Annotated in this window: 21 protein-coding genes and 6 pseudogenes; 16 read left to right on the top strand and 11 right to left on the bottom strand. The window is 59.6% G+C overall.

Going from position 1 to position 24,652, the window contains the following annotated elements; genetic code table 11:
* The first annotated feature begins 80 nt into the window (after nucleotides 1-80).
* The 4 genes and pseudogenes from istA to WGT02_RS32355 all read left to right on the top strand — a co-directional run bounded on the left by istA (nucleotide 81) and on the right by WGT02_RS32355 (nucleotide 3,456).
* Complete coding sequence (gene istA / locus WGT02_RS32370; protein WP_208245170.1) at nucleotides 81-1,553, top strand: IS21 family transposase; 1,473 nt, start codon at nucleotides 81-83, stop codon at nucleotides 1,551-1,553.
* Nucleotides 1,550-2,446 carry an IS21-like element helper ATPase IstB gene (gene istB / locus WGT02_RS32365; RefSeq protein WP_208245168.1) on the top strand — a complete coding sequence of 299 codons (897 nt, stop codon included), beginning with the start codon at nucleotides 1,550-1,552 and terminating at the stop codon, nucleotides 2,444-2,446. Before istA ends, istB (WGT02_RS32365) begins: the two co-directional genes overlap by 4 nt.
* A gap of 653 nt (nucleotides 2,447-3,099) precedes the next feature.
* Nucleotides 3,100-3,153, top strand: a pseudogene (locus WGT02_RS32360) (hypothetical protein); the annotation flags it as partial.
* Between the two features lie 15 nt (nucleotides 3,154-3,168).
* A complete protein-coding gene (locus WGT02_RS32355) occupies nucleotides 3,169-3,456 on the top strand; it encodes a 4'-phosphopantetheinyl transferase superfamily protein (protein ID WP_263623154.1) in 288 nt (95 codons plus the stop codon).
* A 66-nt stretch (nucleotides 3,457-3,522) separates the two neighbouring features.
* On the opposite strand, the pseudogene istB (WGT02_RS32350) reads toward WGT02_RS32355, so the two are convergent.
* Together istB (WGT02_RS32350) and WGT02_RS32345 are read right to left on the bottom strand one after the other, a co-directional pair.
* Nucleotides 3,523-4,298, bottom strand: a pseudogene (istB, locus tag WGT02_RS32350) (IS21-like element helper ATPase IstB).
* Nucleotides 4,299-4,454: 156 nt separating this feature from the next.
* Nucleotides 4,455-5,327, bottom strand: a pseudogene (locus WGT02_RS32345) (IS21 family transposase); the annotation flags it as partial.
* A gap of 80 nt (nucleotides 5,328-5,407) precedes the next feature.
* Between WGT02_RS32345 and WGT02_RS32340 the strand changes: the two are divergent.
* The 3 genes from WGT02_RS32340 to WGT02_RS32330 are packed head-to-tail and all read left to right on the top strand — an operon-like array spanning nucleotide 5,408 to nucleotide 7,884.
* A complete protein-coding gene (locus WGT02_RS32340) occupies nucleotides 5,408-5,779 on the top strand; it encodes a transposase (protein WP_208246116.1) in 372 nt (123 codons plus the stop codon).
* Nucleotides 5,780-5,790: 11 nt separating this feature from the next.
* Nucleotides 5,791-6,126: an IS66 family insertion sequence element accessory protein TnpB gene (gene tnpB / locus WGT02_RS32335; protein WP_208246417.1), complete on the top strand. Its 336-nt coding sequence runs from the start codon at nucleotides 5,791-5,793 to the stop codon at nucleotides 6,124-6,126.
* Nucleotides 6,127-6,174: 48 nt separating this feature from the next.
* Entirely contained in the window at nucleotides 6,175-7,884 is a 1,710-nt protein-coding gene (locus WGT02_RS32330) for an IS66 family transposase (protein WP_208246114.1), read from the top strand.
* A 19-nt stretch (nucleotides 7,885-7,903) separates the two neighbouring features.
* Here WGT02_RS32330 and WGT02_RS32325 read toward each other — a convergent pair whose 3' ends face one another.
* Nucleotides 7,904-8,125: a hypothetical protein gene (locus WGT02_RS32325; protein WP_375679673.1), complete on the bottom strand. Its 222-nt coding sequence runs from the start codon at nucleotides 8,123-8,125 to the stop codon at nucleotides 7,904-7,906.
* Nucleotides 8,126-8,297: 172 nt separating this feature from the next.
* On the opposite strand from WGT02_RS32325, the gene WGT02_RS32320 reads away from it, so the two are divergent.
* The 7 genes and pseudogenes from WGT02_RS32320 to WGT02_RS32290 form a co-directional block, all read left to right on the top strand.
* Nucleotides 8,298-8,600, top strand: a complete 303-nt coding sequence (locus WGT02_RS32320; protein ID WP_208246112.1) for a transposase — start codon at nucleotides 8,298-8,300, stop codon at nucleotides 8,598-8,600.
* Nucleotides 8,601-8,695: 95 nt separating this feature from the next.
* Nucleotides 8,696-11,611: a Tn3 family transposase gene (locus WGT02_RS32315; RefSeq protein ID WP_208246110.1), complete on the top strand. Its 2,916-nt coding sequence runs from the start codon at nucleotides 8,696-8,698 to the stop codon at nucleotides 11,609-11,611.
* A 67-nt stretch (nucleotides 11,612-11,678) separates the two neighbouring features.
* Complete coding sequence (locus WGT02_RS32310; RefSeq protein ID WP_208245759.1) at nucleotides 11,679-12,290, top strand: tyrosine-type recombinase/integrase; 612 nt, start codon at nucleotides 11,679-11,681, stop codon at nucleotides 12,288-12,290.
* Between the two features lie 2 nt (nucleotides 12,291-12,292).
* The gene (locus WGT02_RS32305; RefSeq protein WP_208245761.1) at nucleotides 12,293-13,639 is read left to right on the top strand and encodes a DUF6880 family protein; all 1,347 of its coding nucleotides are present in this window, start codon (nucleotides 12,293-12,295) and stop codon (nucleotides 13,637-13,639) included.
* A 75-nt stretch (nucleotides 13,640-13,714) separates the two neighbouring features.
* Nucleotides 13,715-13,924: pseudogene (locus WGT02_RS32300) on the top strand (hypothetical protein); the annotation flags it as partial.
* 119 nt (nucleotides 13,925-14,043) lie between these two features.
* Nucleotides 14,044-14,418 carry a hypothetical protein gene (locus tag WGT02_RS32295; RefSeq protein WP_225040445.1) on the top strand — a complete coding sequence of 125 codons (375 nt, stop codon included), beginning with the start codon at nucleotides 14,044-14,046 and terminating at the stop codon, nucleotides 14,416-14,418.
* 36 nt (nucleotides 14,419-14,454) lie between these two features.
* Nucleotides 14,455-15,481, top strand: a pseudogene (locus WGT02_RS32290) (IS3 family transposase); the annotation flags it as partial.
* Between the two features lie 12 nt (nucleotides 15,482-15,493).
* On the opposite strand, the gene WGT02_RS32285 reads toward WGT02_RS32290, so the two are convergent.
* The 4 genes from WGT02_RS32285 to WGT02_RS32270 form a co-directional block, all read right to left on the bottom strand.
* The gene (locus tag WGT02_RS32285; RefSeq protein ID WP_208245135.1) at nucleotides 15,494-17,578 is read right to left on the bottom strand and encodes a recombinase family protein; all 2,085 of its coding nucleotides are present in this window, start codon (nucleotides 17,576-17,578) and stop codon (nucleotides 15,494-15,496) included.
* The gene (locus WGT02_RS32280) at nucleotides 17,568-17,837 is read right to left on the bottom strand and encodes a hypothetical protein (protein WP_225040396.1); all 270 of its coding nucleotides are present in this window, start codon (nucleotides 17,835-17,837) and stop codon (nucleotides 17,568-17,570) included. The genes WGT02_RS32285 and WGT02_RS32280 overlap by 11 nt, the downstream gene beginning before the upstream one ends.
* A gap of 22 nt (nucleotides 17,838-17,859) precedes the next feature.
* The gene (locus tag WGT02_RS32275; RefSeq protein ID WP_225040398.1) at nucleotides 17,860-18,309 is read right to left on the bottom strand and encodes a helix-turn-helix domain-containing protein; all 450 of its coding nucleotides are present in this window, start codon (nucleotides 18,307-18,309) and stop codon (nucleotides 17,860-17,862) included.
* Between the two features lie 182 nt (nucleotides 18,310-18,491).
* Nucleotides 18,492-18,701, bottom strand: a complete 210-nt coding sequence (locus tag WGT02_RS32270; protein WP_210363126.1) for a DUF5372 family protein — start codon at nucleotides 18,699-18,701, stop codon at nucleotides 18,492-18,494.
* Between the two features lie 98 nt (nucleotides 18,702-18,799).
* On the opposite strand from WGT02_RS32270, the pseudogene WGT02_RS32265 reads away from it, so the two are divergent.
* A pseudogene (locus WGT02_RS32265) lies at nucleotides 18,800-18,928 on the top strand (IS3 family transposase); the annotation flags it as partial.
* Nucleotides 18,929-18,939: 11 nt separating this feature from the next.
* On the opposite strand, the gene WGT02_RS32260 reads toward WGT02_RS32265, so the two are convergent.
* Together WGT02_RS32260 and WGT02_RS32255 are read right to left on the bottom strand one after the other, a co-directional pair.
* Nucleotides 18,940-21,003 carry a recombinase family protein gene (locus tag WGT02_RS32260; RefSeq protein WP_208245965.1) on the bottom strand — a complete coding sequence of 688 codons (2,064 nt, stop codon included), beginning with the start codon at nucleotides 21,001-21,003 and terminating at the stop codon, nucleotides 18,940-18,942.
* A complete protein-coding gene (locus tag WGT02_RS32255) occupies nucleotides 20,993-21,187 on the bottom strand; it encodes a hypothetical protein (RefSeq protein ID WP_208245966.1) in 195 nt (64 codons plus the stop codon). Before WGT02_RS32255 ends, WGT02_RS32260 begins: the two co-directional genes overlap by 11 nt.
* A 496-nt stretch (nucleotides 21,188-21,683) precedes the next feature.
* Between WGT02_RS32255 and WGT02_RS32250 the strand changes: the two genes are divergently transcribed.
* Nucleotides 21,684-21,989 (top strand): AAA domain-containing protein, encoded by a 306-nt coding sequence (locus WGT02_RS32250; protein WP_339151186.1) that lies wholly within the window; start codon nucleotides 21,684-21,686, stop codon nucleotides 21,987-21,989.
* On the opposite strand, the gene WGT02_RS32245 is transcribed toward WGT02_RS32250, so the two are convergent.
* Together WGT02_RS32245 and WGT02_RS32240 are read right to left on the bottom strand one after the other, a co-directional pair.
* The gene (locus WGT02_RS32245; RefSeq protein ID WP_208246104.1) at nucleotides 21,880-23,067 is read right to left on the bottom strand and encodes a transposase; all 1,188 of its coding nucleotides are present in this window, start codon (nucleotides 23,065-23,067) and stop codon (nucleotides 21,880-21,882) included. The genes WGT02_RS32250 and WGT02_RS32245 overlap by 110 nt on opposite strands.
* Nucleotides 23,068-23,464: 397 nt before the next feature.
* Nucleotides 23,465-24,649, bottom strand: a complete 1,185-nt coding sequence (locus WGT02_RS32240; protein ID WP_082321374.1) for an IS91 family transposase — start codon at nucleotides 24,647-24,649, stop codon at nucleotides 23,465-23,467.
* Nucleotides 24,650-24,652: the final 3 nt, after the last annotated feature.

The following is a 24,652-nucleotide window of genomic DNA, read 5'->3' as shown; positions in this document are numbered from 1 at the left end:
TAGCGTCGGTGATTTTCTGAGAATGGAGAATCACCTTTGTGCCGGGTCGCCATGTAACCGATCATCAGACGAGGCTTTTTATGAAGTACCGACAAAACAACCCCATTGAGGTCGCTGCCGCCAAGGCGTCGATCAGCCGGGCGACGGCTTACCGCATCGAGAAGGATGCGCGTCTTCCATCGCAGACCAAGCCGCCGCGCGACCGGCGTCGCCCCGATCCCCTTGAGCACATCTTCGACGCCGAGGTTGTTCCGCTCCTCAAGGCCGCGCCCGGCATCCGAGCGGTCGCCGTTTACAACGAGATGCTGCGGCGTCATCCAGAGCTGTCAGAAGGTGTTCGCCGTACGATTGAGCGTCGTATCCGATCATGGCGGGCTGTTCACGGTCAGGAGCAGGAAGTGATCTTCCGTCAGATGCACGAACCCGGTCGGTTAGGACTGTCGGATTTTACCGACATGGGCAGCCTCGGCGTGACGATCGCCGGCCAATCGCTCGATCATCTGCTTTATCACTTCCGGCTGGTCTGGTCGGGCTTCGAGCATGCCCATGTCATCCTGGGTGGAGAGAGCTTCGTCGCTCTGGCCGAGGGGCTGCAGAACGCCCTGTGGTCGGTTGGCGGTTCGCCGCTCTATCATCGCAGCGACAGCTTATCGGCCGCCTTCCGCAACCTCGATGCCGACGCCAAGGTCGATCTGACGCATCGCTACGACGAACTGTGCGCCCATTATCGCATGACGCCGACGCGCAACAACAAGGGCGTCGCGCACGAGAACGGCTCGATCGAAAGTTCCCACGGCCATCTCAAGAATGCGATCCGCGATGCTCTGCTGATGCGCGGAACCAGGGACTTTGGCGACCTCGGATCCTATCGCGCCTTCATCGATGAGATCGTCAGCCGCCGCAATGCCGCACATGGCAAGCGCATCGATGCCGAGCGCACGCATCTGCAAGCTCTTCCCGATCGTCGCACCACCGACTTCGAAGAGGTCATCGTCACCGTATCGAGCACCGGCGGCTTCGCCTTGCGCAAGGTCTTCTACACCGTGCCTTCCCGTCTGATTGGCCACCGGCTGCGGGTGCGTCTGTTCGACGATCGCCTCGACGTCTTCATCGGCGGCACGCATCTGCTGACATTACCCCGAGGCCGCGCCCATGCGAGTGGCAAGCACGATCAAGTCGTCAACTATCATCACGTCATTCATTCCCTGCGCAAAAAGCCGATGGCGCTTTTGGGGCTCGTCTATCGCGACAAGCTCTTCCCCAGGCCGGAATATCGCAGGACTTTCGACGCGCTCATCGAGCAACTGCCCGAGCGGCAGGCTTGCAAGATCACCGTGGAACTGCTTGCCTTGGCTCACGATCGCAGTTGCGAGCGTGAACTGGCCGAGGAGCTTGCCAAAACGCTCGACGCCCACAAACTGCCTGATCTGGCGGCTTTGAGAGCGGTCTTCAGCCCGGACCCGGATCAGTTGCCGATCGTTCATGTGCAACTCGCGTCGCTCAATGGTTATGAAGCCCTGATCGGCACGGCCTATGCGGGAGAGGTCGCATGAAGAGCAACATCCACACAGTCGATGAAGCCCGCCTCGGCATCATGCTCAACGAACTGAGGCTGCCGACGATCAAGACGTTCTGGCACCAATTTGCCGAGCAGGCCGATCGGGAAGGATGGCCTGCTGCCCGTTTCCTCTCGGCCATCGCCGAGCATGAATTGGCCGAACGCGCCCATCGCAGGATCGAAAGACACCTCGCCGAGGCCCACCTGCCACCCGGAAAGACGCTCGACAGCTTCGCCTTCGACGCTGTTCCCATGGTCTCCAAGGCCCAGGTCATGGCGATTGCAGCCGGCGATAGCTGGCTCGCCAAAGGCGCCAATATCCTGATGTTCGGTCCGCCCGGCGGCGGAAAGAGCCATCTCGCCGCAGCCGTCGGCCTCGCGCTAATCGAGAACGGCTGGCGCGTGCTCTTCACCCGCACGACCGATCTCGTCCAGAAGCTTCAGGTCGCGCGGAGGGAGCTTCAGCTCGAAGCCGCCATCGCAAAGCTCGACAAGTTCGATCTTCTCATCCTCGACGACCTGGCCTACGTCACCAAGGACCAGGCCGAAACGAGCGTGCTCTTCGAACTCATCTCCGCAAGATATGAGCGGCGTTCCATCATGATCACCGCCAATCAGCCCTTCGGAGAATGGAACCGCGTCTTTCCAGACCCGGCCATGACGCTTGCCGCGGTGGACCGACTTGTCCATCACGCAACAATCTTCGAGATGAATGTCGAAAGCTACCGGCGGCGTTCGGCCATGGAAGCCAAACGCCAGCGCGGCAGACCCGCCTCATTCGCGACAATCAAAAGCTCTTCCCAGCTTGTCGCGGAGCGGCAATCAGAACACGATGAAACTCTTGCCAGCGACAATCAACATGATAACTTCGCTCCAACCGCGACATAAGAATCTCATCCAGATTGTCGCTCGCGTCGCATCCTGATCGTCGCGCTATATCTCGGGCACGACAAGCTAAGAGCTCATTATGCCCAGAGGCAAGTTCGCCTATGCGCGGCTGGGACCGGGTCTTGAGTCCGGAGGCCATTACTGCCGTCCCGATTGTAGGCGACCACCTGACGATGATGAGTGTTCTGGAAAACCGCAAGGCTCTGGCCCGAGCCATTTCTACGCCTTTAACAAGGGTTCTTGAAAAAGATCCCTAGCGAACTGTACCGACGGTTCTGGCACCCAGACGAGGTTCAGTCTCGGATCGCGACAATCCCCAAATGTCGGAGAGTTCTGGCTCGGTGATCCAAAGATGGGAAGCAAATGTGGTCTGCCGCCGCTGCTGATCGACGATCCGAGTCGAGCAATTCCAACGTCAAGTCAAGCTGCATTGGCTGAGCTTCTCATTCGAAAAGCCCAAAGGGACCAGACAGAATGGAGACTATCACCATTGATCAACAGAACATCCTCGTCGGCATCCGTCCAATAGAACCGGCTGACGACTCCACCTTGTACGCTTCCGAAGTTACCTCGTTGGGACGCGCTGTCACCAAAGTTCGCCGCCAAAGCGGTGCTGCAAGAGTAGTCGCCAGAACACTCCTTGGGCAACTGGGATTCCACAACTGCCGATCCTCAAGACGCGCTCTGGTGTTCCGATCTGGCCACCCGGCATCGTCGGATCTTTGGCGCACCACGATACCGTAGCAGCCGCCGCCATTGCAGGGACGAAAAGGATTGCGGCTCTCGGCATCGACATTGAGCCTAATGAACCTCTGCCGGAGAACCTGATCGAACTCATTGCCACCCCTAACGAGCAACGCATGTACGATCTACATCTGCTCAAGCGGCGGGACCTCTTCGTTTTGAAGGAGGCGGTATATAAGGCGTATTTTCCACTGTACAATGATTATCTTGAATTCCAGGACGTGGAAATTGATCTCCCTGCGCGATTAGGATGCGTATTCCACTAATCGCGGACACCTCCTCCGCTAATGTGCGGACAGTTTAGGCGCAGCGTTTTTCAGGCCTGTTGTTGATCAGCCTTTCGTAATTTCGTCGTTCACGTTCGGCGCGGAGTCAATGCCGGATTTGGCCTTGCGCATGCTATCCCCTTCCAAATTGATGCGATGGGCATTATGAACGAGGCGGTCCAGGATGGCGTCGGCGACGGTGGCATCTCCGATGAGATCGTGCCAGGCGCTCACGGGCACCTGCGCCGTGATGAGTGTCGATTTAGTTGGTACCGTTCCTCGATGATTTCGAAGAGATGGAAGCGCTGCTGATCGTTGAGGCTGTGTGTCGCGAAGTCGTCGAGGACGAGCAACTGTACCTTCATCAGCCTGTTTATGATCTTCGGATAACGTCCGTCCAGCTTGGCCATGGCGAGATCTTCGAAGAGCCGGGGGGCGCGAACGTAAAGAACGCTATGATCGTGGCGCGCGGCCTGACGTGCAAATGCGCAGGCCAGCCACGACTTCCCCGTGCCGGTTTTACCCGTGATGATCAAATTCTCACGGTTCTTGAGCCATTGCCCCTGCGCCAGCGCCATTGTCGCCCGACGATCGAGATTACGGGCAGCGTGGAAGTCGATATCTTCGACGCAGGCTTCAGGGAAGCGAAGCCTTGCGGCCGCCAGGCGCGTTGTCAGCCGCTTATCGGCGCGCACGGCAATCTCACGGTCCAGCATGAGGCCCAGCCATTCGTCTTTCTCCATCGCTCTGGCTTCGGGCAGGTCCGCCAGTTCCCGCCATGCGACCGCCATCCCGGACAGGCCGAGCGCATACATGTGTTCAAGTGTTGGATTGGTCAGCATTGTCATTCCTTCTTTCTACGATCTCGGCGCTGATGAACCTCATTCGGTGCAATCAGCCCGATCAATGGAGCCTGAGCCCCCTGATGCGTGAAGCTTCCCACATTGCGTAGCGCGGCAAGGGGCTCAGGCCGTGCGCCGGCGGTATTGCCGTTTTCCTCAGTGGTAATATCCGCGACCGCGAATGTTCGTGTGCATGGGCAGCGGCTTTCCGGGCTCCACGGCCGAACCCGCCCGGTCGAGCCCCGCCTGAAGAATGGATCGAACTGACGAGTAGGTCAGCGCATTGATGGTGAGTGCGCGTTCGCATGCAGCATCAAGGCGATCATGTTCATAGCGTCTGGCGAGGGAAAGAATGCCGAGCGCAGCACGATATCCCTGTTCGGGATGAGGCTTGTCGCGGATGACCCTTTCAACGAGGATGCCCGTGTTGGTGCTGATCTTGCCGGCCTGCCGGATAAGGCTTGCCGCGCTCATTCCGGCATGACGCTGATGGGATTTGGGCATATGCTCCTTGACCGTGACGTGCCCGTTGCGCCCGGAACGGCGATGATGGGAAGCGACCCGCTTGTGATTGCAGAATATCTCGACCAGGCGATGCGTCAGCCGCACGGTGACCATCTGGCCGATCAGGCTGTGCGGCACGGAATAGACGGTCTTCTCCACTTCCACATGATAGTCGGGATGAACCTTCGCCGATTTCCACTCCGCATATTCGAAGTCTGTTGCTGGCAGCGGCCCGAGAGCTTCGCGTTCGATATCTTCGAAGAGTTCGCGCCGGGACTTGCCGATATGGCGCATGGTGCGGCTGTTGAGATCGGTCAGGAGCCCGGCAATGGCAATGTTCAGATCTTCAAGCGAGAAGAAAGTCTGGTTGCGAAGCCGCGCCAAAATCCAACGTTCTGCGATTAAAACCGCTCCCTCAATTTTCGCTTTGTCACGAGGTTTTTTCGACCGCGTCGGCAAAATTGCCGTACCATAATGCTCGCCAAAAGCCGCGAATGTCGTGTTTATCGTCGGCTCGAACGTACGCATCCGAGCAGGGCCGCCTTGTAGGAATTGTCGGATTTGGCACTGACTGTCCTTATTGACGTCAAAAAGGACAGTGCGGAATGGAACGGCTTGAGATTGTCGATAGCGGCCGGCGGCGACGCTTCAGCAAAGAGATGAAGCTGCAGATTGTCGCCGAGAGCTATTCGGAACCTGGCTTGTGTGCGACGACGGCGCGGCGACATGGGATTTCCCGTTCGCAGTTATATGAATGGCGGCGGCTCGCACGAGCGTGGCAACTGGATGTTGGGTCGCCTGCCGGCGGCTTTATCCCAGCACTGCTTGTTCCAGAGATAGAGCCGGCAGCAGGGTCATTGCCGAACGCCGGCCGGATGGAGGTTGTCAGCTCGAATGGTCGCCGTGTGATCGTGGACCGCGATGTCGACGTTGAGGCGCTGCTTCAGATCATGCGCGGACTGGAGACGCTGCGGTGAATCCGTTTCCGATGGGAACAGGCGTCAAGGTCTGGCTTTCGACGGGGTATACGGACATGCGCTGTGGCTTCCCCTCTCTGGCGCTTCGGGTGCAGGAGGTTCTGAAGCATGATCCGTTGTCAGGGCATCTCTTCGTCTTCAGGGGCCGCAGATCGGATATTTTGAAGATCATCTGGCATGACGGTTTGGGTGCCTGCCTTTTTACCCGGCGGCTGGAGCGAGGCCGGTTCATCTGGCCGAATTTGGAGGGCGGTGCGGTTGCGATCTCTCCAGCACAACTGTCTTATTTGTTGTCCGGGATCGACTGGCGCAATCCGCAGGAAACATGGCGTCCGACACGGGTCTGATAGCATTATTACATTGAAAATACAGGGAGAATCTGATCGAATGGCTTCATGAATTCGAAGCCTGCCGATCTTCCCGCGGACCTTGCGAGCGCCTATCTGGCGCTGCTTTCCGAGCGTGAGATGTTACAGGCTGAACGCGATGTCGTTGTTGCCGAGCGCGACACCGTCGTCGCCGAGCGGGACATTGCGGTGGCGCAAGCCGCCAATGCGCAGGCCATGTTATCGGACAGCGAGGCACTGATTGCCCGTCTGGAACTGGCGATCGAAAAGCTGAAGCGCGAACTGCGCGGCCAGAGATCTGAGCGCACGGCGCGACTGATCGACCAGATGGAATTGCAGCTCGAAGAGCTGGTGATGGCGGCGACGGAGGATGAAATTGCGGCGCAGGCTGCGGCTGCCAGGACATCGAGCGTGCGTTCGTTTACACGCAAACGGCCGGTACGAAAGCCCTGGCCGGAGGATATCGAGCGACAACGTGTGATCATCGATCCTCCCACCGCTTGTGTCTGTTGCGGTGGATCGCGTTTGTCGAAACTGGGCGAGGACGTCACTGAGACGCTGGAGGAGATTCCGCGCCGGTTCAAAGTGATCGAGACGGTGCGGGAGAAATTTACCTGCCGTGACTGCGAGTCGATCAGCCAGCCGCCGGCGCCGTTCCATGCCACGCCGCGCGGCTTCATCGGCCCTCATCTGCTGGCCACGATCCTGTTCGACAAGTTCGGAATGCATAGCCCTCTCAACCGCCAGAGCACCCGGTTCAAAAGCGAGGGCATCGAGCTTTCGACCTCGACGCTGGCTGACCAGGTCGGGTTTGGGACAGCCGCGCTCATGCCGGTCTTTGATCTGATCGAGGCGCATGTCTTCGCGGCCGAGCGCCTTCACGGCGACGACACCACCATTCCCATTCAGGCCAAAGACAAATGCACGACCGGGCGCATATGGACTTACGTATGCGATGACCTGCCCTTCGGCGGTGCGGCGCCGCCGGCGGCAATATACTATGCGTCGAGTAACCGGCGTGGTGAGCACCCGCAGAAACACCTGGCCGGGTATGGCGGCATTCTGCAGAGCGATTGCTACAATGGCTTCGAGCCGCTCAGTGTCGCCGAGAAGAAAGCGGTGCCGATCACCTTTGCCTTTTGCCATGCGCATGCGCGGCGTAAATTCTTTGAACTGGCCGACATCCAGAAAAGTGCCCGTGATCGCAAACGCAGAGGCAAGCCGATCTCGCCGATCGCATTGGAGGCCGTCCAACGGTACGATGCGCTGTTCGAGATCGAGCGCCAGATCAATGGATTGAGCGCCGAAGAACGACTGGCCGCGCGGCAGGAAAAGAGCAAGCCGCTGTTCGATGACATGCACGAGTGGCTGAAACGGGAGCGCGCCACGCTCAGCAGATCCTCCGAGGTCATCGAGCCGATCGACTACATGCTGAAGCGATGGGATGGTTTTGCCGGTTTCCTGGAAGATGGCCGGATTTGTCTCACGAACAATGCCGCCGAGCGCGCGCTGAGAGGTATTGCCCTCGGGCGCCGCAACTGGACCTTCGCCGGTTCCCAGCGTGGGGCCGATCGTGCCGCCATCATGCTCACCTTCATCACGACCTGCCGTCTCAACGACGTCGACCCAAAGGCATGGCTCGCCGATGTGTTCGCACGCATCGCCGATCTTCCCGTCTCCCGCCTGCACGAACTGCTCCCGTGGACGTGGAAAAGGCTCCGTGAGGCCGAAAAGGCCCAGGATCAGTACATCGCCTGAGCGACAGCCTCACCATACATCAGCAAGTGCGCCTGCGCGCGAGCCAATTCCGCGGCCTTCCGCGTATGGATACACTTTCTCCCGGAGCGCGCGTGCTGCAAGCCACCATGTTCATGAGGGCAGGTCGGACCACCTCCCATTTGCGTGATTTGAGGCCACAATCCGGATTTACCCACAGCGGTCGGACAATCGCTCGCGGCAAGCATGAGGAGGTCCGAAATCTCGCCAACTTCGGGGACACGTAGTGAGTGAATGAGTTCGCCGTCTTGGAACAGATCAGGGAAAGTCCGGCGCTGGCGGAGGAACTGGAACGACCGATGATGCTCCTTCTGTGTACGCATACGACGAAGGCCGCCTACTGACGCGTACCTTGAGGCGTTAGTGTCCGCTTAGATTAAGTGGACACTTAGCGAATGAAGTATCTGGCTATGGAGCGGCCGTCGACGGTGGAAGCGAGCACGTCCGCGGCTCTGCCGCTGCCGCCGGGTGCGGGCCGACAGCGGACGCGCCGCTCCTGGACGGTCGAGCAGAAGCTGGCGATCGTGCGTGAGGTGCAGGAGTCCGGTGATCCGGTGTCGGTTGTGGCGCGGCGTCACGACATGAACGCGAACCACTTGTTCATCTGGGTGAAACAAGCCCAGCAAGGGCGATTGGGCCGATCCAACCCGCTGTCCGAGACCCCACCGATCGCCTTCATTGGCCCAATGACCTCATAGCTGTTGAAAAACGACAACGAAAGGAACATCCCAGCAACTCCGGCCAAAGGTCTGGGTAGGATGGCGCTGATGAATACTCGAACGAGGGCGCGCCGATGGGCCGGACTTGGAGCAGACAAGAACTCGCGGAACACTGGAGCCTTGGGTTTGAAGAGCTGGCGCGGATCGAGGCCAAATCGGAGGCATTGCGGCTCGGCTTCGCGGCGCAGTTGAAATTCTACCAGCTAGCGGGACGGTTTCCGGCATCGGCGGCAGAGATTCCCGACGCGGCAGGATGCTACCTTGGCGATCAGCTTGGGCGCCCTGTGGCGGAACTGATCGATTATGATTGGTCAGGCCGCAATGGCCAGCGACACCGCGCGGAAATCCAGGACTTTCTCGGTTTCCGCACGCTTGAAGCGCCCGACCTTGAGGCGCTGCGTCGCTGGCTCGAAACGGAGGTCTGTCCATCCGGTGCGGCGCTGGAGGCGACGATTGAGCCGATCGACCGCTGGTGCTGGGCCCGCAAAATTCAGCCGCCAAGCAAATCTGCATCGCAACGCCTGGTCCGCTCGGCCAGACGGCGTTTCGAAGAAGGGCTTCTGAAACAGATTACGGCGTCCCTTGCTCCGGAATCGATCGAGCGGATGGAGGCATCGCTGAGCGATCCAGACGCGCTGGCCGGGTTTTCTGCGCTCAAGGCCGATCCCGGTCGGATTGCCCTGGATAGCCTCCTTAAGGCCGCGGCCCGCCTGTCGTTCGTGCGCCGGCTGGGGCTGCCACGCGGCATTCTCACCGAGGTCGGCGCACCAGTCATTGAGCGCTTTCGCCGCCGGGTCGCGCAGGAGACGGCCTGGGAGATACGGCGGCATGCGCAAGCGCGTCGGTTGGGCATGTACGCGGTTTTTCTGATGGCGCGCGAGGCGGAGATCACCGATGGGCTGGTCGATCTTCTGCTTGAGACGGTTCACAAGATCGGGGTGACCGCCGAGCGCAGGACAACGGCGGCGCTCGCACGCGATATTGAACGCGTTGTTGGCAAGGACCGGCTTCTGGCCGACATTGCCGAGGCGGCAACTGGAAATCCGGACGGTACCGTGCGCAATGTGATCTTCCCCGTGGCCGGGGAGACGAAGCTCAAGGCGATTATGGCGGAATACAAGTCCCGGGGCGCCTGGGACCAGCGGATTCATCACACGATGCGCGGCTCCTATGCCAGCCACTACCGGCGCATGCTTCCCCCGCTCCTGGAGGTTTTGGAGTTTCGTTCGAACAATGCTGCGCACCGGCCCGTTCTGAATGCGTTGGCATGGATTCGCCGCGCGCGGCGCGAGGGCCGCCGGTTGCTCAGCGTCGGCAACGGCGTTCCGATTGACGGTGTGATTCCGGTCAAATGGCGCGATTTCGTGATGGCGGGCGACGGGCGGATCAACCTGATCGACTACGAGCTTTGCGTACTGCAGGCGTTGCGCGAGCGCATCCGGGCCAAGGAGATCTGGGTGGTTGGCGCCGATCGGCACCGCAATCCGGACGATGATTTGCCGAAGGATTTCGACCGTCGCCGGGTCGAATATTACGCCGATCTGGGTCTGTCGATGGATGCTCGCGCCTTCACCGCCGCGCTCAAGACGGAAATGGAGGAAGAATTGCGCCGCCTTAACGCCGAGTTGCCGGGCAACCGAAGCGTCCGCATTCTCTGGCGCGGGGCGAACCGGGTTTCCGTTTCGCCAACGCCGCCGCAACCCGAACCGCCCGGCCTGACGGCGGTGAAGGCGGAGGTCGCACGGCGCTGGCCAATGGTGGCCTTGCTCGATCTTCTCAAGGAAGCCGCGCTCGACACCGGGTTCCTCGACGCCTTCAAGACATCGGGCGAGCGCGTGGCGCTTGATCCCGCTACGCTGCAACGCAGGCTTCTGCTTTGCCTGTACGGGCTTGGAACCAATGCCGGGCTCAAGCGCGTCAGCGCCGGCGTAGAGGACGTAAGCTATAAAGAGTTGCTTCATGTCCACCGGCGTTTTATCCATGTGGAAGCCCTGCGCGACGCCGCGCGGCGCGTGGCCAACGCGACCCTGGCGATCCGTAATCCGATGATCTGGGGTGACGTCGGCACGGCGTGCGCGTCGGACTCGAAGAAATTCGGCGCCTGGGACCGCAACCTGATGACGGAATGGCATATCCGCTATGGCGGTCGCGGTGTGATGATCTACTGGCATGTCGAGAAGCGTTCGACCTGCATCTACTCGCAGCTCAAGCGTTGCTCGTCATCGGAGGTCGCCGCCATGATCGAGGGCGTGCTGCGCCACTGCACCGACCTGGAGATTCGCCGTCAGTATGTTGACAGCCACGGTCAAAGCGAGGTGGCGTTCGCTTTCTGCAAGCTGCTCGGCTTTGAACTGGCGCCGCGTCTGAAGGCGATCGCGCGCCAGAAACTGTGCCTGCCGCGTCCCGGCATGAAGGGTGAGCTGCCGAATTTGATGGGGATCCTCTCAGACGTCATCGACTGGGCCAGTGTCGAGCGGCAATACGACGAAATGGTGAAGCACGCCGTCGCCATGCATCGCGGCATCGCCGATGCCGAAGCGATCCTGCGCCGCTTCGCGCGATCGGAGATCATGCACCCCACGTACAAGGCTCTCGCCGAACTGGGACGGGCGATCAAGACGATCTTCCTGTGCCGCTATTTGCGCATGGAGGCATTGCGGCAGGAAATCCACGAAAACCTGAACGTGGTCGAGAACTGGAACAGCGCCAACAGCTTTGTCTTTTTCGGCAAGGGCGGCGAGGTGGCGACCAACCGGCTGGAGGATCAGGAAATCTCGGTGCTGGCGCTGCACCTTCTCCAGAACTGCCTTGTTTACGTCAACACACGGACGCTGCAATCGGTTCTGGGCAATCCGGTCTGGGCGGCGCGCATGACGGCGGAAGACCACCGCGGCTTGACTCCGCTCAGCTATGCGCACGTCAACCCCTATGGACGCTTCGAGGTCGACCTGGAGCGGAGGATTGATTTCGGCATGAAGGCGGCCGCGTAGCCAACTCTTTACAGAAAGCGCATTCTGTGAAGAGTGGCGGGATCCGGGTCAAGGAAAACATCGCGCCGTGCTACGCCCTAGGCACATCGCCAACCGGCGAATTGTAAAGAGTGATGTGGTGCTGGCCGCCGGCGGCCATGCACGTCGCAAGGATTTCCTCGGCGAGGCCGATATCGCTTCACTGCTCGAAGCGGCCCGCAAATCCCGTCACGGCGGCCGCGACCACCTGCTCATCCAGATGATGTACCGCCACGGTCTGCGCGTCAGCGAGGCAATCGCGCTGCGCCTCGAAGATGTGAACCTGAAACAGGCACGCATCTGGATCCCGCGCCTCAAGAACGGATTGTCCGTCGAACATCCGATCGCCGGCGATGAACTGCGTGGCATCAAACGCTGGCTGGTCGCGCGCCGCGATCATCTGCCGTGGCTCTTCGTCTCCGAGCGCAGCCAGCCGTTCACCCGTCAGGCCGTCAACTACATCATCGCCGCAGCCGCCACGCGGGCCGACCTGGCGAATGTTCATCCCCATATGCTTCGGCATTCCTGCGGGTTCTCGCTCGCCAATCGCGGCTACGATCTGCGTCTCATCCAGGATTATCTCTGCCATCGCGACCCCAAGCACACCGCCCATTACACCCGTGTCGCCGCTAGGCGATTTGACGGGCTGTGGGGAGCATAACCATGGCGACGCGCAAAACCGTTACCACCAAGAACCTCATTGCGCTCGGAGCCGAGCGCTTGGCGGAAATTCTTCTCGCGCTCGCGGAGGAAGATCGTGATATTAAACGGCGTCTGCGGCTGGAGATTGCCGAACAGGATGGTGAAGACGAACTTGCTGCCGAGATCGGCAAGCGACTGACATCGATCAAAAACGCCTCGTCCTTTATCGATTGGCAGAAACGGAAAGCTTTCGAGAAGGACCTGGATCTGCAACGCGAGATGATCACCGAACGCGTTGCGAAAACCAGACCCGATTTGGCCCTTGAATTAATGTGGCGCTTCATGGCCCTCGCGGGACCGGTCATCAATCGGGTCGATGACAGCAATGGCATCGTTGGCGAGATCTTTCGGCAGGCCGGTCATGAATTGGGAGGGGTCGCCATCAAGGCCAAGCCAAAGCCGCTGCTGCTTGCCAAGCAGACGTTCGACGCCGTTACCAACAATCATTACGGCGAATATGACCGATTGATCCCCGCCATCATGCCGGCGCTGAGCAAAGAGGGCATCGATCATTTGAAAGCCAGGCTTCATGACGCCCTTGATCGACTCCCGCGAAGAAATGGCGAATACGATCATCGGGCGCCCGCCATTGCGCGGACCCTGCAGGAAATAGCCGATGGCGAGAACGACGTTGACGCTTTCATTGCTCTTACCCCGCTGAAAGCGCGGCAGACACCGAGGGTCGCCGCCACTCATGATCTCTGGATTGATGGATACCATAGTTATTTTGGTCACTCCGAATGGGAGGACGTGTATATCGATGTGCTCGACGCGACAGGCGAGCCTGAAAAGGCACAGCAGATTCGTTGGGACAGCTTTGAAAAGCACCTTCTCCGTGACCGTCTGCGAGACTATCTGAAGCGGCTTGCTGACTTCGACGATGTCATCGCCGAAGAAAAAGCTCTAACCCATGCGTTGACCTTCCCCAATATGGTGTCGGCATTGGATTTTCTCATCGAATGGCCGGCGCATGAGCAAGCCGCCAAACTCATCCTCCAACGCCATACTGAGATCGATGGCAATGCCTATTATCTGTTGGATCCAGCCGCACGAACCCTCGAAGGAGCCTATCCGCTCGCCGCCGTGCTGCTGCGACGCGCTATGATCAGTGACACGTTGGACCGCGCAAAGTCGACCCGATACCGTCATGCCGCCCGCCATCTCGCGGAGTGCCAATCGCTGCACAGTGCAATTCCGGACTACGCCAATCTTGGGGATCATGCCGCCTTCCTGGCATCGCTACAGGACAAGCATCGACGCAAGGAAGGCTTCTGGGGGCGTGTTCGGGAGTTCTCGACAAAGAGATAATTGCGTTCTTCTTTTGTTCGATTGGCTGTCGTTTTTGAACAGCTATGAGGTCATTGGGCCAATCTCGGTTTGCTAATGACGGCTATGTCCGCCGGAGCCTTCAAATCGCCGGCTCACCGTGCTTTGCTTCCTGACCTTTGGTCTAGTCTGTTTATGGTAGTGCCGGCGATGTCGACGACCTTTGCGTCCGTACGGACCATGTTCGGTGATCTATCGCCTGAGAGTATCGGATGGCTATTGGTCGATGAAGCGGGTCAAGCAGTACCACAAGCCGCTGTCGGTGCCATCATGCGTGCCAGACGGACGATTGTGGTGGGTGATCCCCTTCAGGTTCCACCAGTCGTCTCGCTGCCAGAAAAGTTAAACTTTGATATCTGCAAATTTTTTAACATTGATCCGATTGAATGGTCGGCACCGGCGGCATCGACCCAGACCCTTGCGGATCGGGTATCGCGATTCAGATCAACGTTTGCAACCGACAGGGGGATCGCGAGGTGGGGCTTCCGCTGCTCGTCCACAGTCGATGCCAGGACCCGATGTTCTACGTTTCGAACGCGATCGCCTATGTCGGTCAGATGGTACACGCGGTTGCCCCTGCCCGCCCCGGGCCAATCGGCGCTGTGCTGGGCAAGTCGAGATGGCTCAACGTTCTCGGCGCCGCGGAGACGAAATGGTGCCCCGCCGAAGGTGATGCTGTTATCGAGATGCTCGCGCAGTTGTCTTCGGCCGGTATCGAGGACCCTGAACTGCCCCCCATTTCGACCGGACAGTCGGCATAAGCAGAAAGGCTCAAGCACAGACTTGAGGACAGGCTTATGTCTAACGAGTATCGACACGTTGAATTGCTGACTGGTGATGTCCGTCGTAGACGGTGGACAACCGAACAGAAGCTGACGATCATCGAGCAGAGTTTCGAACCTGGCGAGACGGTATCGTCCACCGCTCGCCGCCATGGCGTTGCGCCCAATCTGCTTTACCGGTGGCGTAGGCTCTTGAGTGAGGGAGGTGCTGCAGCCGTGGATTCTGACGAGCCGGTTGTCGGCAATTCGGAAGTGAAGAAGCTGGAGGAGCGCGTCCGCGAGTTGGAGCGCATGCTCGGCCGCAAGACAATGGAGGTCGAAATCCTCCGCGAAGCCCTTTCCAAAGCAGACTCAAAAAAACGGATATCGCGGCCGATCTTGTTGCCGAAGGACGGTTCCCGATGAAGACCGTGGCCGACACACTGGGCGTCTCCCGTTCCAATCTAATCGAGCGGCTGAAAGGCAGATCGAAGCCGCGCGGCTCCTATCACAAGGCCGAGGATGCAGAGCTTCTGCCGCCATCCGCAGGCTGTTGGATCAGAGGCCAACCTATGGCTATCGGCGGATCGCCGCGCTCCTCAATCGCGAAAGGCGAGCCGCCGACAAGCCTGTCGTCAACGCCAAGCGGGTTCATCGCATCATGGGCAACCACGCAATGTTGCTGAAGAAGCATACGGCCGCTCGCAAGGGCCGCATCCACGACGGCAAGGTGATGGTCATGCGCTCGAACCTGCGCTGGTGCTCCGACGGTCTGGAGTTCACCTGCTGGAATGGTGAAGTTATTCGTCTCGCCTTCATCATCGACGCCTTCGACCGCGAGATCATTGCCTGGACGGCGGGTGCCAATGCGGGAATCTCCGGCTCGGACGTGCGCGATATGATGCTGGAGGCGGTCGAGAAACGCTTCCATGCAACCCGAGCCCCGCACGCCATCGAGCATCTGTCGGACAATGGTTCGGCTTACACCGCGAGAGATACGAGGTTGTTTGCTCAGGCACTCAATCTGACGCCCTGCTTCACGCCGGTCGCCAGTCCGCAGTCGAAGGAGCAGACATCACGATGCACCTTGTTGGATTGGTTGAGCGTCAATTAGCCGGGGCTGGCGGCTACCATAGCGACCGCCGACGCCTTTTGCGAGTCTGACGTTTCCCGGAGGCTCATACAGGTAACGATGGTTGGTCGCATAACGGTGGCGCTTGAGAACGCCATCGCGACCGAGTTGATGGATGGTTGTGGCGCTGACGCCAAGTTGACGAGCCACTTCCTCGCCGGTGAGCATGCCGCTCTCACGCAACCGTTCGAACCGAGTCTTCAATCCGTAGGCTCGACGAACGAGCATGACTTTCTTCAACGTAAATGGCTCATCGCGCCAGTTACGATGCCCGAGTGCGTTGAGACGACTGGCAATCTGCTGGTCGTTGTCGGTCTCCAGCAGTTCGTTGATCAGCGCTACGACCGTTTCCGGGGTCTTGCGGATCACGGCCATGGGCCGGGGGCGAGCTACTGCCAAGCTTTGTGTGCGACCTCCGCGCCAGCGGATATGTATATTGATCTGCTGGTCAACCAATAGCGTCACGTCTTCGATGAGGAGACCAAGCATGCGTTTACGCTCGACGGCGCTCGTGCGTTCGTTGCTCCAGACGCTAGGAAAATCTGCGGCCAGCGCCCGGATCCGTTCCTGCGTAGGGCCGTCCAGCAATGACTGGTCTTTCTCGTGCTGACGCTCATGTTCGCGCTGAAGCGCATCGAGGTCGCGTAGCTTGCCATTCCAGTCCGCTTCGAGTGCGTCGGCAACCAAGCGGTTGTCGGGATCGACCTTTAGATAGCGACGGCGTGCGAGTTCAGCCTCATACCGGGCGCGCTGTAACTGCTTGTCGCGCAGCGAGGCGGCTTGCTCGACACGTTGTGAGATCTCCTCCTGCACCGCCAGCGCGACCTCTATCGCCGTTGGTGCCATTGCTTCGAGCAGCAGCGCGCTGACCGCTTCATCGATCGCTGGTCCTCTTGCCCATTGGCAGGTCTTTCCAGCGTGACGAACGACGGCCTCGTTGCAGACGTAATAGGGACGGAGTTTGCCCTCGAACTGTTCATAATGGACCCGCATGCGGGCGCCGCAGCGACCGCACAAAACTCGTCCTTGCAACAAGCCGTTGCCCTGGCGAGGCATACGACCCCGCAGGCCCGGAGAAAAACCGACTGCATTTTGTTGGAGGCTTGTTTGATTGCGCTCGAACTCATCCCAGGAGATATAGCCTTCATGGGCCTGAAGGATGAGCACCTGCCAGTCGGACCTCGGCATCTTCTGTTGTACGGACTTGAGCTTGGCATTGTAGGCAGTGCGTGTACGTCCGTATGCGAAAGCGCCAGCGTATCGTGGATTGTGCAAGATCTGAAGCAGTCGGGAGTGATCGATCTCGCTCCAAAGGACATCACCCTTGCCGATACCGCGCCGGATGCGCCGAGGAAACAGGATCTTCTCGCTGCGCAGACGGCGCACGACCGCACAAGCTGAGCCCGCCTCCCGGAAGGTATCGAACAACATGCGCACCGTGTCCTGAATCTGGCGATCCGGATCGAGCACCACGCGCATATCAGGCGTGTAAACCAGTCCGATCGGCAACGGTAATTCGAGCTCGCCACGACGCTCCTTATTAAGAATGCCGCCTTGCAGTCGAGACTTCAGGATGTGCAGTTCGGCCTCACTCATCGTGCCCTTGAGGCCGAGCAGCATACGATCGTTGAACGACGACGCGTCGTAGACGCCATCTTCATCCATGATGAGCGTGCGCGACATCGCAGCCAACTCCAGAAGGCGATGCCAGTCAGCATTGTTGCGAGCCAAGCGAGATACTTCCAGTCCCAGCACGATGCCTGCGTGCCCCATCGCGACCTCGTTCACCAAGCGCTGAAATCCGTCGCGGTCCTGCGACTGTGCACCGGAAAGGCCGAGGTCGTTGTCGATGACGTGGACGCGCTCAATCGGCCAACCCAGCGCCACCGCGCGATCTCGCAGTGCATATTGCCGCTTCGTGCTCTCGGTGTTCTCGAACACCTGACGAAGGGAGGACTGGCGGACGTAGAGAAATGCATCGCGCCGCAGGTGATCGGCACTAATCTTCAAGGCATTATCAGTAGACATGGCTTCCTCCTGTCTCTGCTGCCAGCACCATATTGGCGAGCATGTGCACGAGCTGGCGATCGTGCGCGACCAGTGAAGTTGTCTTGAGCCGAGGCGCCGACGGCTGTCGCGCTATCATGGATTGATGTGGCGCGATCAGCACTGCCAGGCCGCGCCACAGTCCGTGAAAGACGATGGCGCCCACGCGCCTGGCGCAAGCCGTGCCGCAAACAACATCGGCGCGGAGCGCTTCGTAAACATCCTTGCCGTTCGCCGGCATGGCGATTGCGTGCGTCCGCTCGTCATCGTTTTTTTTTACGCGCCACCGCACGTTCGATACTACGAGGATGGACGCTGATGCCCAGTCTCGTATGCACCAGGTCCGCCAGCGAACGGGCCTGTAGTTCACCGTTCGCTTCGAGATGCTCCTCGACGAGACGCATGACCTCGCCAGTAAGCTTGTGGGCTGACTTGGGCCCGCGGGTGCGCGGCAAGAGGCCGGCAATGCCATCGCGCTCGAACGCGGCCTCCGCTTGATAGTAGGTCTGCCGAGACAGTCCGAAAAGCGCGGCGGCATCGACTTTGTTGGTGTCGTCTTCGCGGGCGTGACGAAGCATCTCATACTTCACTTGCACGAGATCGAGCGGATCGAAGAAACCTGCTTCCCGGAACCAGGGGGCGCGGACGCCGTCGGGTCTGGGGTTGAGAGCGCCCATCTGGCGCAGGCGATCGGGCTTGCTTTCTTTGGCCATGGATGCCTCCTGTGTGTAATGTAAAATATGCCGCTACCGGCTTGAGTGTCAATTGAATTATATCGAACTTTTAGCCAAAATTGTAGCATTATCATGACGATTCTCATAAGGAAGCCGCCCGCAAACATCACATGAGCGGCATAATTACCTTGACATTTGCGCATAATTTACTTGACGCATCTTCACTCTCTATGGCGGTCCTTGATGTGAGCAATCAATGAAGCCAGCGCCGACAGATCGTCCGGACGCGAGAAGGACCGACCTGCGGCTATCTGGCGGAATGCGTCGATCTCATCGGCGTCGGTCCACGAGGCCGGCAGCGAACGCAGCCGTCCTCGTGCGTCATAGAACATGACGCGGTCTTCGCCCCAGTTCTGCTTGCGCGTCGCCAGAACGAAACGTTGGCCACGCCATGGATGATAGGGGTGCGTTATCTCGAACTCTATGCGCGCTTGGCTAGTTGCACGACCTGCAGTCCTGGACTTGAAAGAATGGTATGTCGGAGGCGTTCGTTAAAACCCTGAAGCGGGATTACATCCGCATCTCGGCACTACCGGACGCCGAAACGGCGCTCCGGCTTATCGACGGGTGGATCGAGGACTACAATCCTGTTTCATAACGCCCATCTTTCTATGTTATTGAAGGGAATAAGTTTTCCTGATTTGGCGGCGATCCTGTGGGGTGTCGAGGGTTCTGCCGGGCGCGATCGAGGATCTGACGTGCTTCCGGTGTTGCGAGTTTTGAACGGCTGAAGATCCATGGGCCATCGGGCAGCGGATGAACCCCCTTGATCTCGCCGGCCTCGGCCGCCAGACGCAGCGTCTTTGGCGTTATCCCGAGCAACTTCGCCGCACCGCCCAGATTGAGCCACGGCTCGACCCCGTCGATCTGGGGACGGAAGACCGGGATCTTGCGATATGACCTCAGCGCAGTGACCCGCTCCCGTGTCCAGCGATTGCCATTGCCGGTCGTCAGTCCATTGCGATTGAGGATACCGGCAATCACGTCGTCATTGGCAATAAGGACGAGCTGTCGCACAGCGTCGACAATGTCGTCAGGCGTCGCGTTTCTTTGCCCTCGGCGCCGCTTCGGCAGACGCAGCTCGGTGTGGACGCCACCCACCCAGTGAATGACGAGGACGATCTCAGAGGTTCCATCATCGAGATCGGCGACCACTTCATTGATGAGCGTGCGCACGATGCGCTTCTTCAGCCTTGCATCGGTTGTCGGCGCCGTCCAGACGGCGCGGAGGTTCCCCGCAAGTGCGGCTACCTGGGATGCGGACATGGGGAGCGGTTGCGGCGTAATTGTCCGATGTTTGGCAATCTTGGCCTCGATCTCGCCGACGCGAGCGAGCGCCTTGTTCCAGCGTGCTTCGAGCTCCGACGTCACCAGCCTATTCTCCGGATCGGCCGCGTCATATTGCCGGAATGCCCGGTCGGCTCCATAGCGCGCTGCCTCGAGGTCGCGCAGCAGGGCATCCTGAACCTGGTCGCGTTGGCTGGCCATATTGCGTTCCGCCTCGATGGCGGCGGCAATGGCTCCTGGTTCGACCACGCCGAGCAGTGCCTCTTCGATCGCGTCATCGACCCGCAGACCGCCGAAAGCAATGCAGCGGGGCTCGCCATTATCGAGTAGACCACGCCAGCAGGAATAGCGCGGAATGTTATGCTTGCTTCCGGTGTACCGGACCGTCAGCTTCCGACCGCACCTCTTGCAACGGAAAAGGCCGGCAAGCAGAGCGTCACCATGTTTTGGCGCTCCGTGATGGCGGCTGGCCGGCATGTTGTCGCTGACCATCTTGCGGATCTCCTCCGCCCGTTCCCAACTGACGTAACCTTCGTGTGCATCCGGGATCAGCGCCAACCATTCATCACGCGTCTTGCGACGAATTCCAGATCGGCCATCGTATCGGGGCACGGAGCGACTCTTACCATAAGCGTACGCTCCGCCGTAGATCGGGTTCGCAATCATCCGGTGGATGGTGGCATAATTTGGCCTGCGCCAGATGACGGCACCATTGGTGTACCTGACTGGCAGGTCCAGCCCCTGCTCGAGGAACCATAGCAGAGCCTGCCGCGCACTGCCGAGTTCGGCAACCTTGTCGAAGACGAGTGCAATGGCTTCCTGGATGCGTCGGTCGGGATCCTTCTCGATCCTGTCACCGGCCTTTACGAAGCCGACCGGAACAGTGACGACGAGTTCACCGCGGCGAGCCTTCTCATAGCGGGCGGAAAGGGAACGCTGACGCAAGAGATCGAGTTCATACTCGTTGAGGCTGCCCTTCAAACCCAAGAGCAGGCGGTCGTTGCCCTGGCGGGGCGCATAAACCGCTTCCTGGTCGACCAGGACGGTATCGACAACACGGCACATCTCGATGAGTTGTTGCCAGTCCCGACTGTTCCTGGCGAAGCGCGACACCTCACGTGCGGCTACGGCGCCGACCTTTCCAAGGCAGACATCCGCCACCATTCGGTCAAATCCAGCACGGGTCACGCCGCCGGCGGCCGAGCGACCAAGGTCGTCATCCACCGTCTCTATATGTGACCATCCAAGCGCTGCCAGCCGGTCGCGCATGGCGTACTGGAGGGCGCTGCTTTCGCGATTGTGCAGAACCTGGTGAGCCGAGGACTGCCGAACATAGAGAATAGCCTTCCGCTCCAGATGGTGCGGCCCGATCTTCTCATGCTTCATGACCGGCCTCCTTCTGCTGAGAGGCGCGCTCGCAATTTGCGTGATCTACAAACAGTCGCACGATGAGAACCGTCAACGCCTGGCGGGTCTCCTCCGGCAACTCCGGCCATCGCGGCATCCCTGCCGTCATCCCCTGCGGGGCCGAAAACAGATCGAACTGGGATGTCATGGACTGGCGAGGCATGGACATCTCTCCGACTCGTTTCGTGAGAGACCAATGCTGCGCCCATTATCGCAGATTGCGATGAGGCATCGGCGGCTTCCAGTAACTTCGCCAAAGTATGCAGGGTCGCGAGATCGACGTGCGGAACCGGCAGGCTGCGCCAAAAACCACTCACGGAGCGGTCGAACATCCATGCTGGGACTTCAAGAAGTCGATCAGAAGAAGAACCAGAAAGGCTGCAGCGGAAAATATGCGTCCCTTTGGACAGCGCCTCATGGACGTGAACGAGCCGCCCGGACCAGGGATGCCACGGATACAAAAGCTCGCGAACCTCGGTCCCGTGGGTGTTCTGTCGTCGTGTTGTACAACGAAATCCATCCCCATTCCGCGCTCAAGATGGCTTCCCCTCGGCAGTTCATCAGGGCTAAACCAAACTAGCCGTCTTGTCCGGTGAAATGGGGGGCACTCCACACCTGGCATCGTTGTGATCACGCCGTTTAAGGTGATCGAGCAGGAAATGCGACGGAAGCTCGGCCGCGAGGTCAACTTGCTTCGATCACTCGGTGTCGACCCGGATCAATGGCCTCAAGATCGTGTGGGCACTATCCATACGTTTCAGGGCCGGGAAGCTGATACCGTCATCCTGTTGCTCGGAGCGCCCAATTCGGCTCAGCACAGGGCGCGCCAATGGGCGGCGAGCTCACCGAACATCATCAATGTTGCGGTCTCGCGCGCGAAACAAAACCTCTATGTGGTAGGTTCAAAAACGGCGTGGTCTCAAGCCGGTACCAGCCTGCAGGTATTGCAGGGAGCCTTGACCTGACGGTTCCGGAGATAGCCGCAGGGCTGAAAATGGCGGTTGTCGCGATATAAGTACATCTCAAGTGATGGCGTCGATACACGGTTACTATTACCAGTCCAGTGAGCCTAAAGCCTCGTGCGCTTAATCGGACGCCTATCCTTGCATTGAGATAATTCCAGCATTCGGTTTTGTTGAAGAGATTGCAGATTGAGCCGAGAGCATTGGATAGGGCATCGAATGTTCTTGCTGCTGCGGCGCGCAGGTGCGCCTTGATCTTGGAAAAGGCCATCTCGATGGGGGATTGAGATCGGGGCTGTAGGACGGCAGGAACAAGAACCAGGAGCCTCTGCCTTTCAAGGCCTGTGCCGCCTTGGCCCTTTTTGTGAACCGCGAGATTGTCGAGGATGACAACGTCACCGGGTTCAAGTGTCGGCGCAAGTTGGGTCTGAACGTAGGTGTCGAAGGAGACACGGTTCATGGCGTGATGGATGATCCATGGCGCTGTCAGGCCATAACAGCGCAATGCGGCAATGAAGGTCTGCGTTCCCCAATGTCCGAACGGCCCATCCATGCGCCAACGTTCGCCGCGCGGGCAGCGGCCGCGCAACCGGACCATCTTCGTGTTTACGGAAGTTTCGTCAATGAAGACAAGACGATGCGGTTCCAATCGCATCCTTGGCTGACGCTTGGCAATCCAGACGTCACGGTCCAGTCGCACCGTCGCGCGTGCGCGTTCCGATGCCATCAGGGCATTTTTTATATGTGAACCCTTGGGCCACGAGAACACGCGACAGCGACGAAGGCGGAACCCGGACGCCATGCGCCCGATCAAGCTTATCAGCCAGTTCCACATGGTGATGTCGGGCCTGTGCTCTACCTCAGCGATCAGGAAAGGTAGATAGGCCGAAAGCTTGCCGCTGCCCCGTGGCCGGCCTTGCCGCAACGGCACAACCGTGCCGGTCAGCGCGCGACGCCGCAGAAGTTTGATCGCAGCGCTCTCGCTGACACAGAAGTGCCGCGCCGCTGCCCGCCGCGACTGGCCGCCGTCCACCATCGACACAACGCGCTCGCGAATATCCAAAGAATGAAACCTGCCCATGATTCACCTCCATCTAAAGGAAATCACAGATCGTCAGAAAACGGAATCTGGAGGGTTATGTGAGGTCGGATAGGACAGTGGCGTCATACTCGGCCGACCTCACATAAGCCGGATTGAACGAAGGCGCGGGTTGTTTGGCACTATGGGGATTGCGTTCTGCGTCCGGTTCCGGCGCGGTGATGCGGTGGCCCTGAGGGCGCGCAATCAAGTGGCAGACGGCGAGGTTTTACATGATTGTCGAAGCGCAATGTCGCGGGTCGCTGTGCCGGTTGTGCCGATATGGATGCATTTGCGCCTACGGATCGAACATCTGGCCTGGTTCCAGGCAGCGACGATTGTCCGCCGGAACGGCGTCCAAGTCGGCGGGTGATATGGGTCGTCTGCCGATCGCCTGATGTCATGATGTGTCACATCGGAATGAAGATGACCGTGCTTGAGCGGGTCGGATGTTGGCCTTCATCCGACGCATCGGCCGGTCACATTCGGGGCATGTGAAGGGGTAGCCTTGATTTGGGTTGAGGCAATGCGGTTGCTCGGCCGACGTCGACCGCTGGCCCAGCAGGTCCCGACAGAGGGCGATGCGTTGCCGGCGATGGCTATTGGCGAGAAAGCCGAAGTGACGCATACGGTGAAAGCCGTCGGGTAGTACGTGGAGAAGGAAGCGCCGGATAAACTCGAGCGGGTCAAGGCGCATGATCTTCTCGCGATCATGTCCTTGGCGTCGATAGTCCTTCCACCGGAAGTCGACATGCTCGTCATCGGCACCGACGATACGACTGTTGGCGATGGCCACACGATGGGTGTATCTGCCGAGATAGGCGAGCACTTGGTCCGGTCCGCCAAACGGCGGCTTGGCGTAGACGACCCATTCACTGCGACGGGCGTGCGCGAGATGGCTGGTGAAAGCGGTGGGGTCGGCAAGGCGTGCAAGCGCGTTGGAGAAGCGAAGTTTACGCTGAGCGAAGGCGTCAGCAAGGGCCGTCAGAAAGAGCCGCCGGAAGACACGCGATAGAACTCGGACGGGCAAGAAAAAGCCCGGCCGGCATGCAATCCACTTTGACTTATCCGGTGAGAGACCGCCGCCTGGTATGACGCAGTGGACGTGGGGATGGTGGGTCATCGCCTGGCCCCAGGTGTGAAGCACGGCGATGATACCGATCTCGGCACCCAGCCGTTTAGGGTCGGCGGCGACCGTCTGCAGCGTCTGGGCTGCGATCCGCATCAGCAGTGCGTAGACGACCGCCTTGTTGTGGAAGGCTATCTCGGCGATGCCAGGCGGTAGTGTGAAGACCACATGGAAGTACTGGACCGGCAAGAGATCGCAGATGCGGGCCGCGACCCATCCCCTGCGAGCTATGCCCTGGCACTTCGGGCAGTGACGATTGCGGCAGGAATTATAGGAGATGCGAGTCGTGCCACACTCATCGCAGGCATCGACATGGCCGCCGAGCCTGGGTGTGCGGCAAGCTTCGATCGCGCCCATGACACGTCGTTCGCCACGACTAAGATGACCGGCGTTCTCTCGCCTGTAGCAGCCACCGTGTCGCCGAAAGATGTCGGCAACTTCGAAAGCGGGGCGCAACCG

The sequence above is a fragment of the Rhizobium sp. T1470 genome (assembly GCF_042140505.1).
Lineage (GTDB): Bacteria > Pseudomonadota > Alphaproteobacteria > Rhizobiales > Rhizobiaceae > Rhizobium > Rhizobium favelukesii.
This window is presented reverse-complemented; position numbering and strand designations above follow the sequence as displayed.

Coding starts and splice junctions, on each gene's coding strand:
- istA (WP_208245170.1), top strand. CDS start 81: ATGAAGTACCGACAAAACAACCCCATTGAGGTCGCTGCCGCCAAGGCG.
- istB (WP_208245168.1), top strand. CDS start 1,550: ATGAAGAGCAACATCCACACAGTCGATGAAGCCCGCCTCGGCATCATG.
- WGT02_RS32340 (WP_208246116.1), top strand. CDS start 5,408: ATGGAACGGCTTGAGATTGTCGATAGCGGCCGGCGGCGACGCTTCAGC.
- tnpB (WP_208246417.1), top strand. CDS start 5,791: ATGGGAACAGGCGTCAAGGTCTGGCTTTCGACGGGGTATACGGACATG.
- WGT02_RS32330 (WP_208246114.1), top strand. CDS start 6,175: ATGAATTCGAAGCCTGCCGATCTTCCCGCGGACCTTGCGAGCGCCTAT.
- WGT02_RS32320 (WP_208246112.1), top strand. CDS start 8,298: ATGAAGTATCTGGCTATGGAGCGGCCGTCGACGGTGGAAGCGAGCACG.
- WGT02_RS32315 (WP_208246110.1), top strand. CDS start 8,696: ATGGGCCGGACTTGGAGCAGACAAGAACTCGCGGAACACTGGAGCCTT.
- WGT02_RS32305 (WP_208245761.1), top strand. CDS start 12,293: ATGGCGACGCGCAAAACCGTTACCACCAAGAACCTCATTGCGCTCGGA.
- WGT02_RS32295 (WP_225040445.1), top strand. CDS start 14,044: ATGGTCGGCACCGGCGGCATCGACCCAGACCCTTGCGGATCGGGTATC.
- WGT02_RS32285 (WP_208245135.1), bottom strand. CDS start 17,578: ATGTCTACTGATAATGCCTTGAAGATTAGTGCCGATCACCTGCGGCGC.
- WGT02_RS32280 (WP_225040396.1), bottom strand. CDS start 17,837: ATGCCGGCGAACGGCAAGGATGTTTACGAAGCGCTCCGCGCCGATGTT.
- WGT02_RS32275 (WP_225040398.1), bottom strand. CDS start 18,309: ATGGCCAAAGAAAGCAAGCCCGATCGCCTGCGCCAGATGGGCGCTCTC.
- WGT02_RS32260 (WP_208245965.1), bottom strand. CDS start 21,003: ATGAAGCATGAGAAGATCGGGCCGCACCATCTGGAGCGGAAGGCTATT.
- WGT02_RS32255 (WP_208245966.1), bottom strand. CDS start 21,187: ATGCCTCGCCAGTCCATGACATCCCAGTTCGATCTGTTTTCGGCCCCG.
- WGT02_RS32250 (WP_339151186.1), top strand. CDS start 21,684: ATGCGACGGAAGCTCGGCCGCGAGGTCAACTTGCTTCGATCACTCGGT.
- WGT02_RS32245 (WP_208246104.1), bottom strand. CDS start 23,067: ATGGGCAGGTTTCATTCTTTGGATATTCGCGAGCGCGTTGTGTCGATG.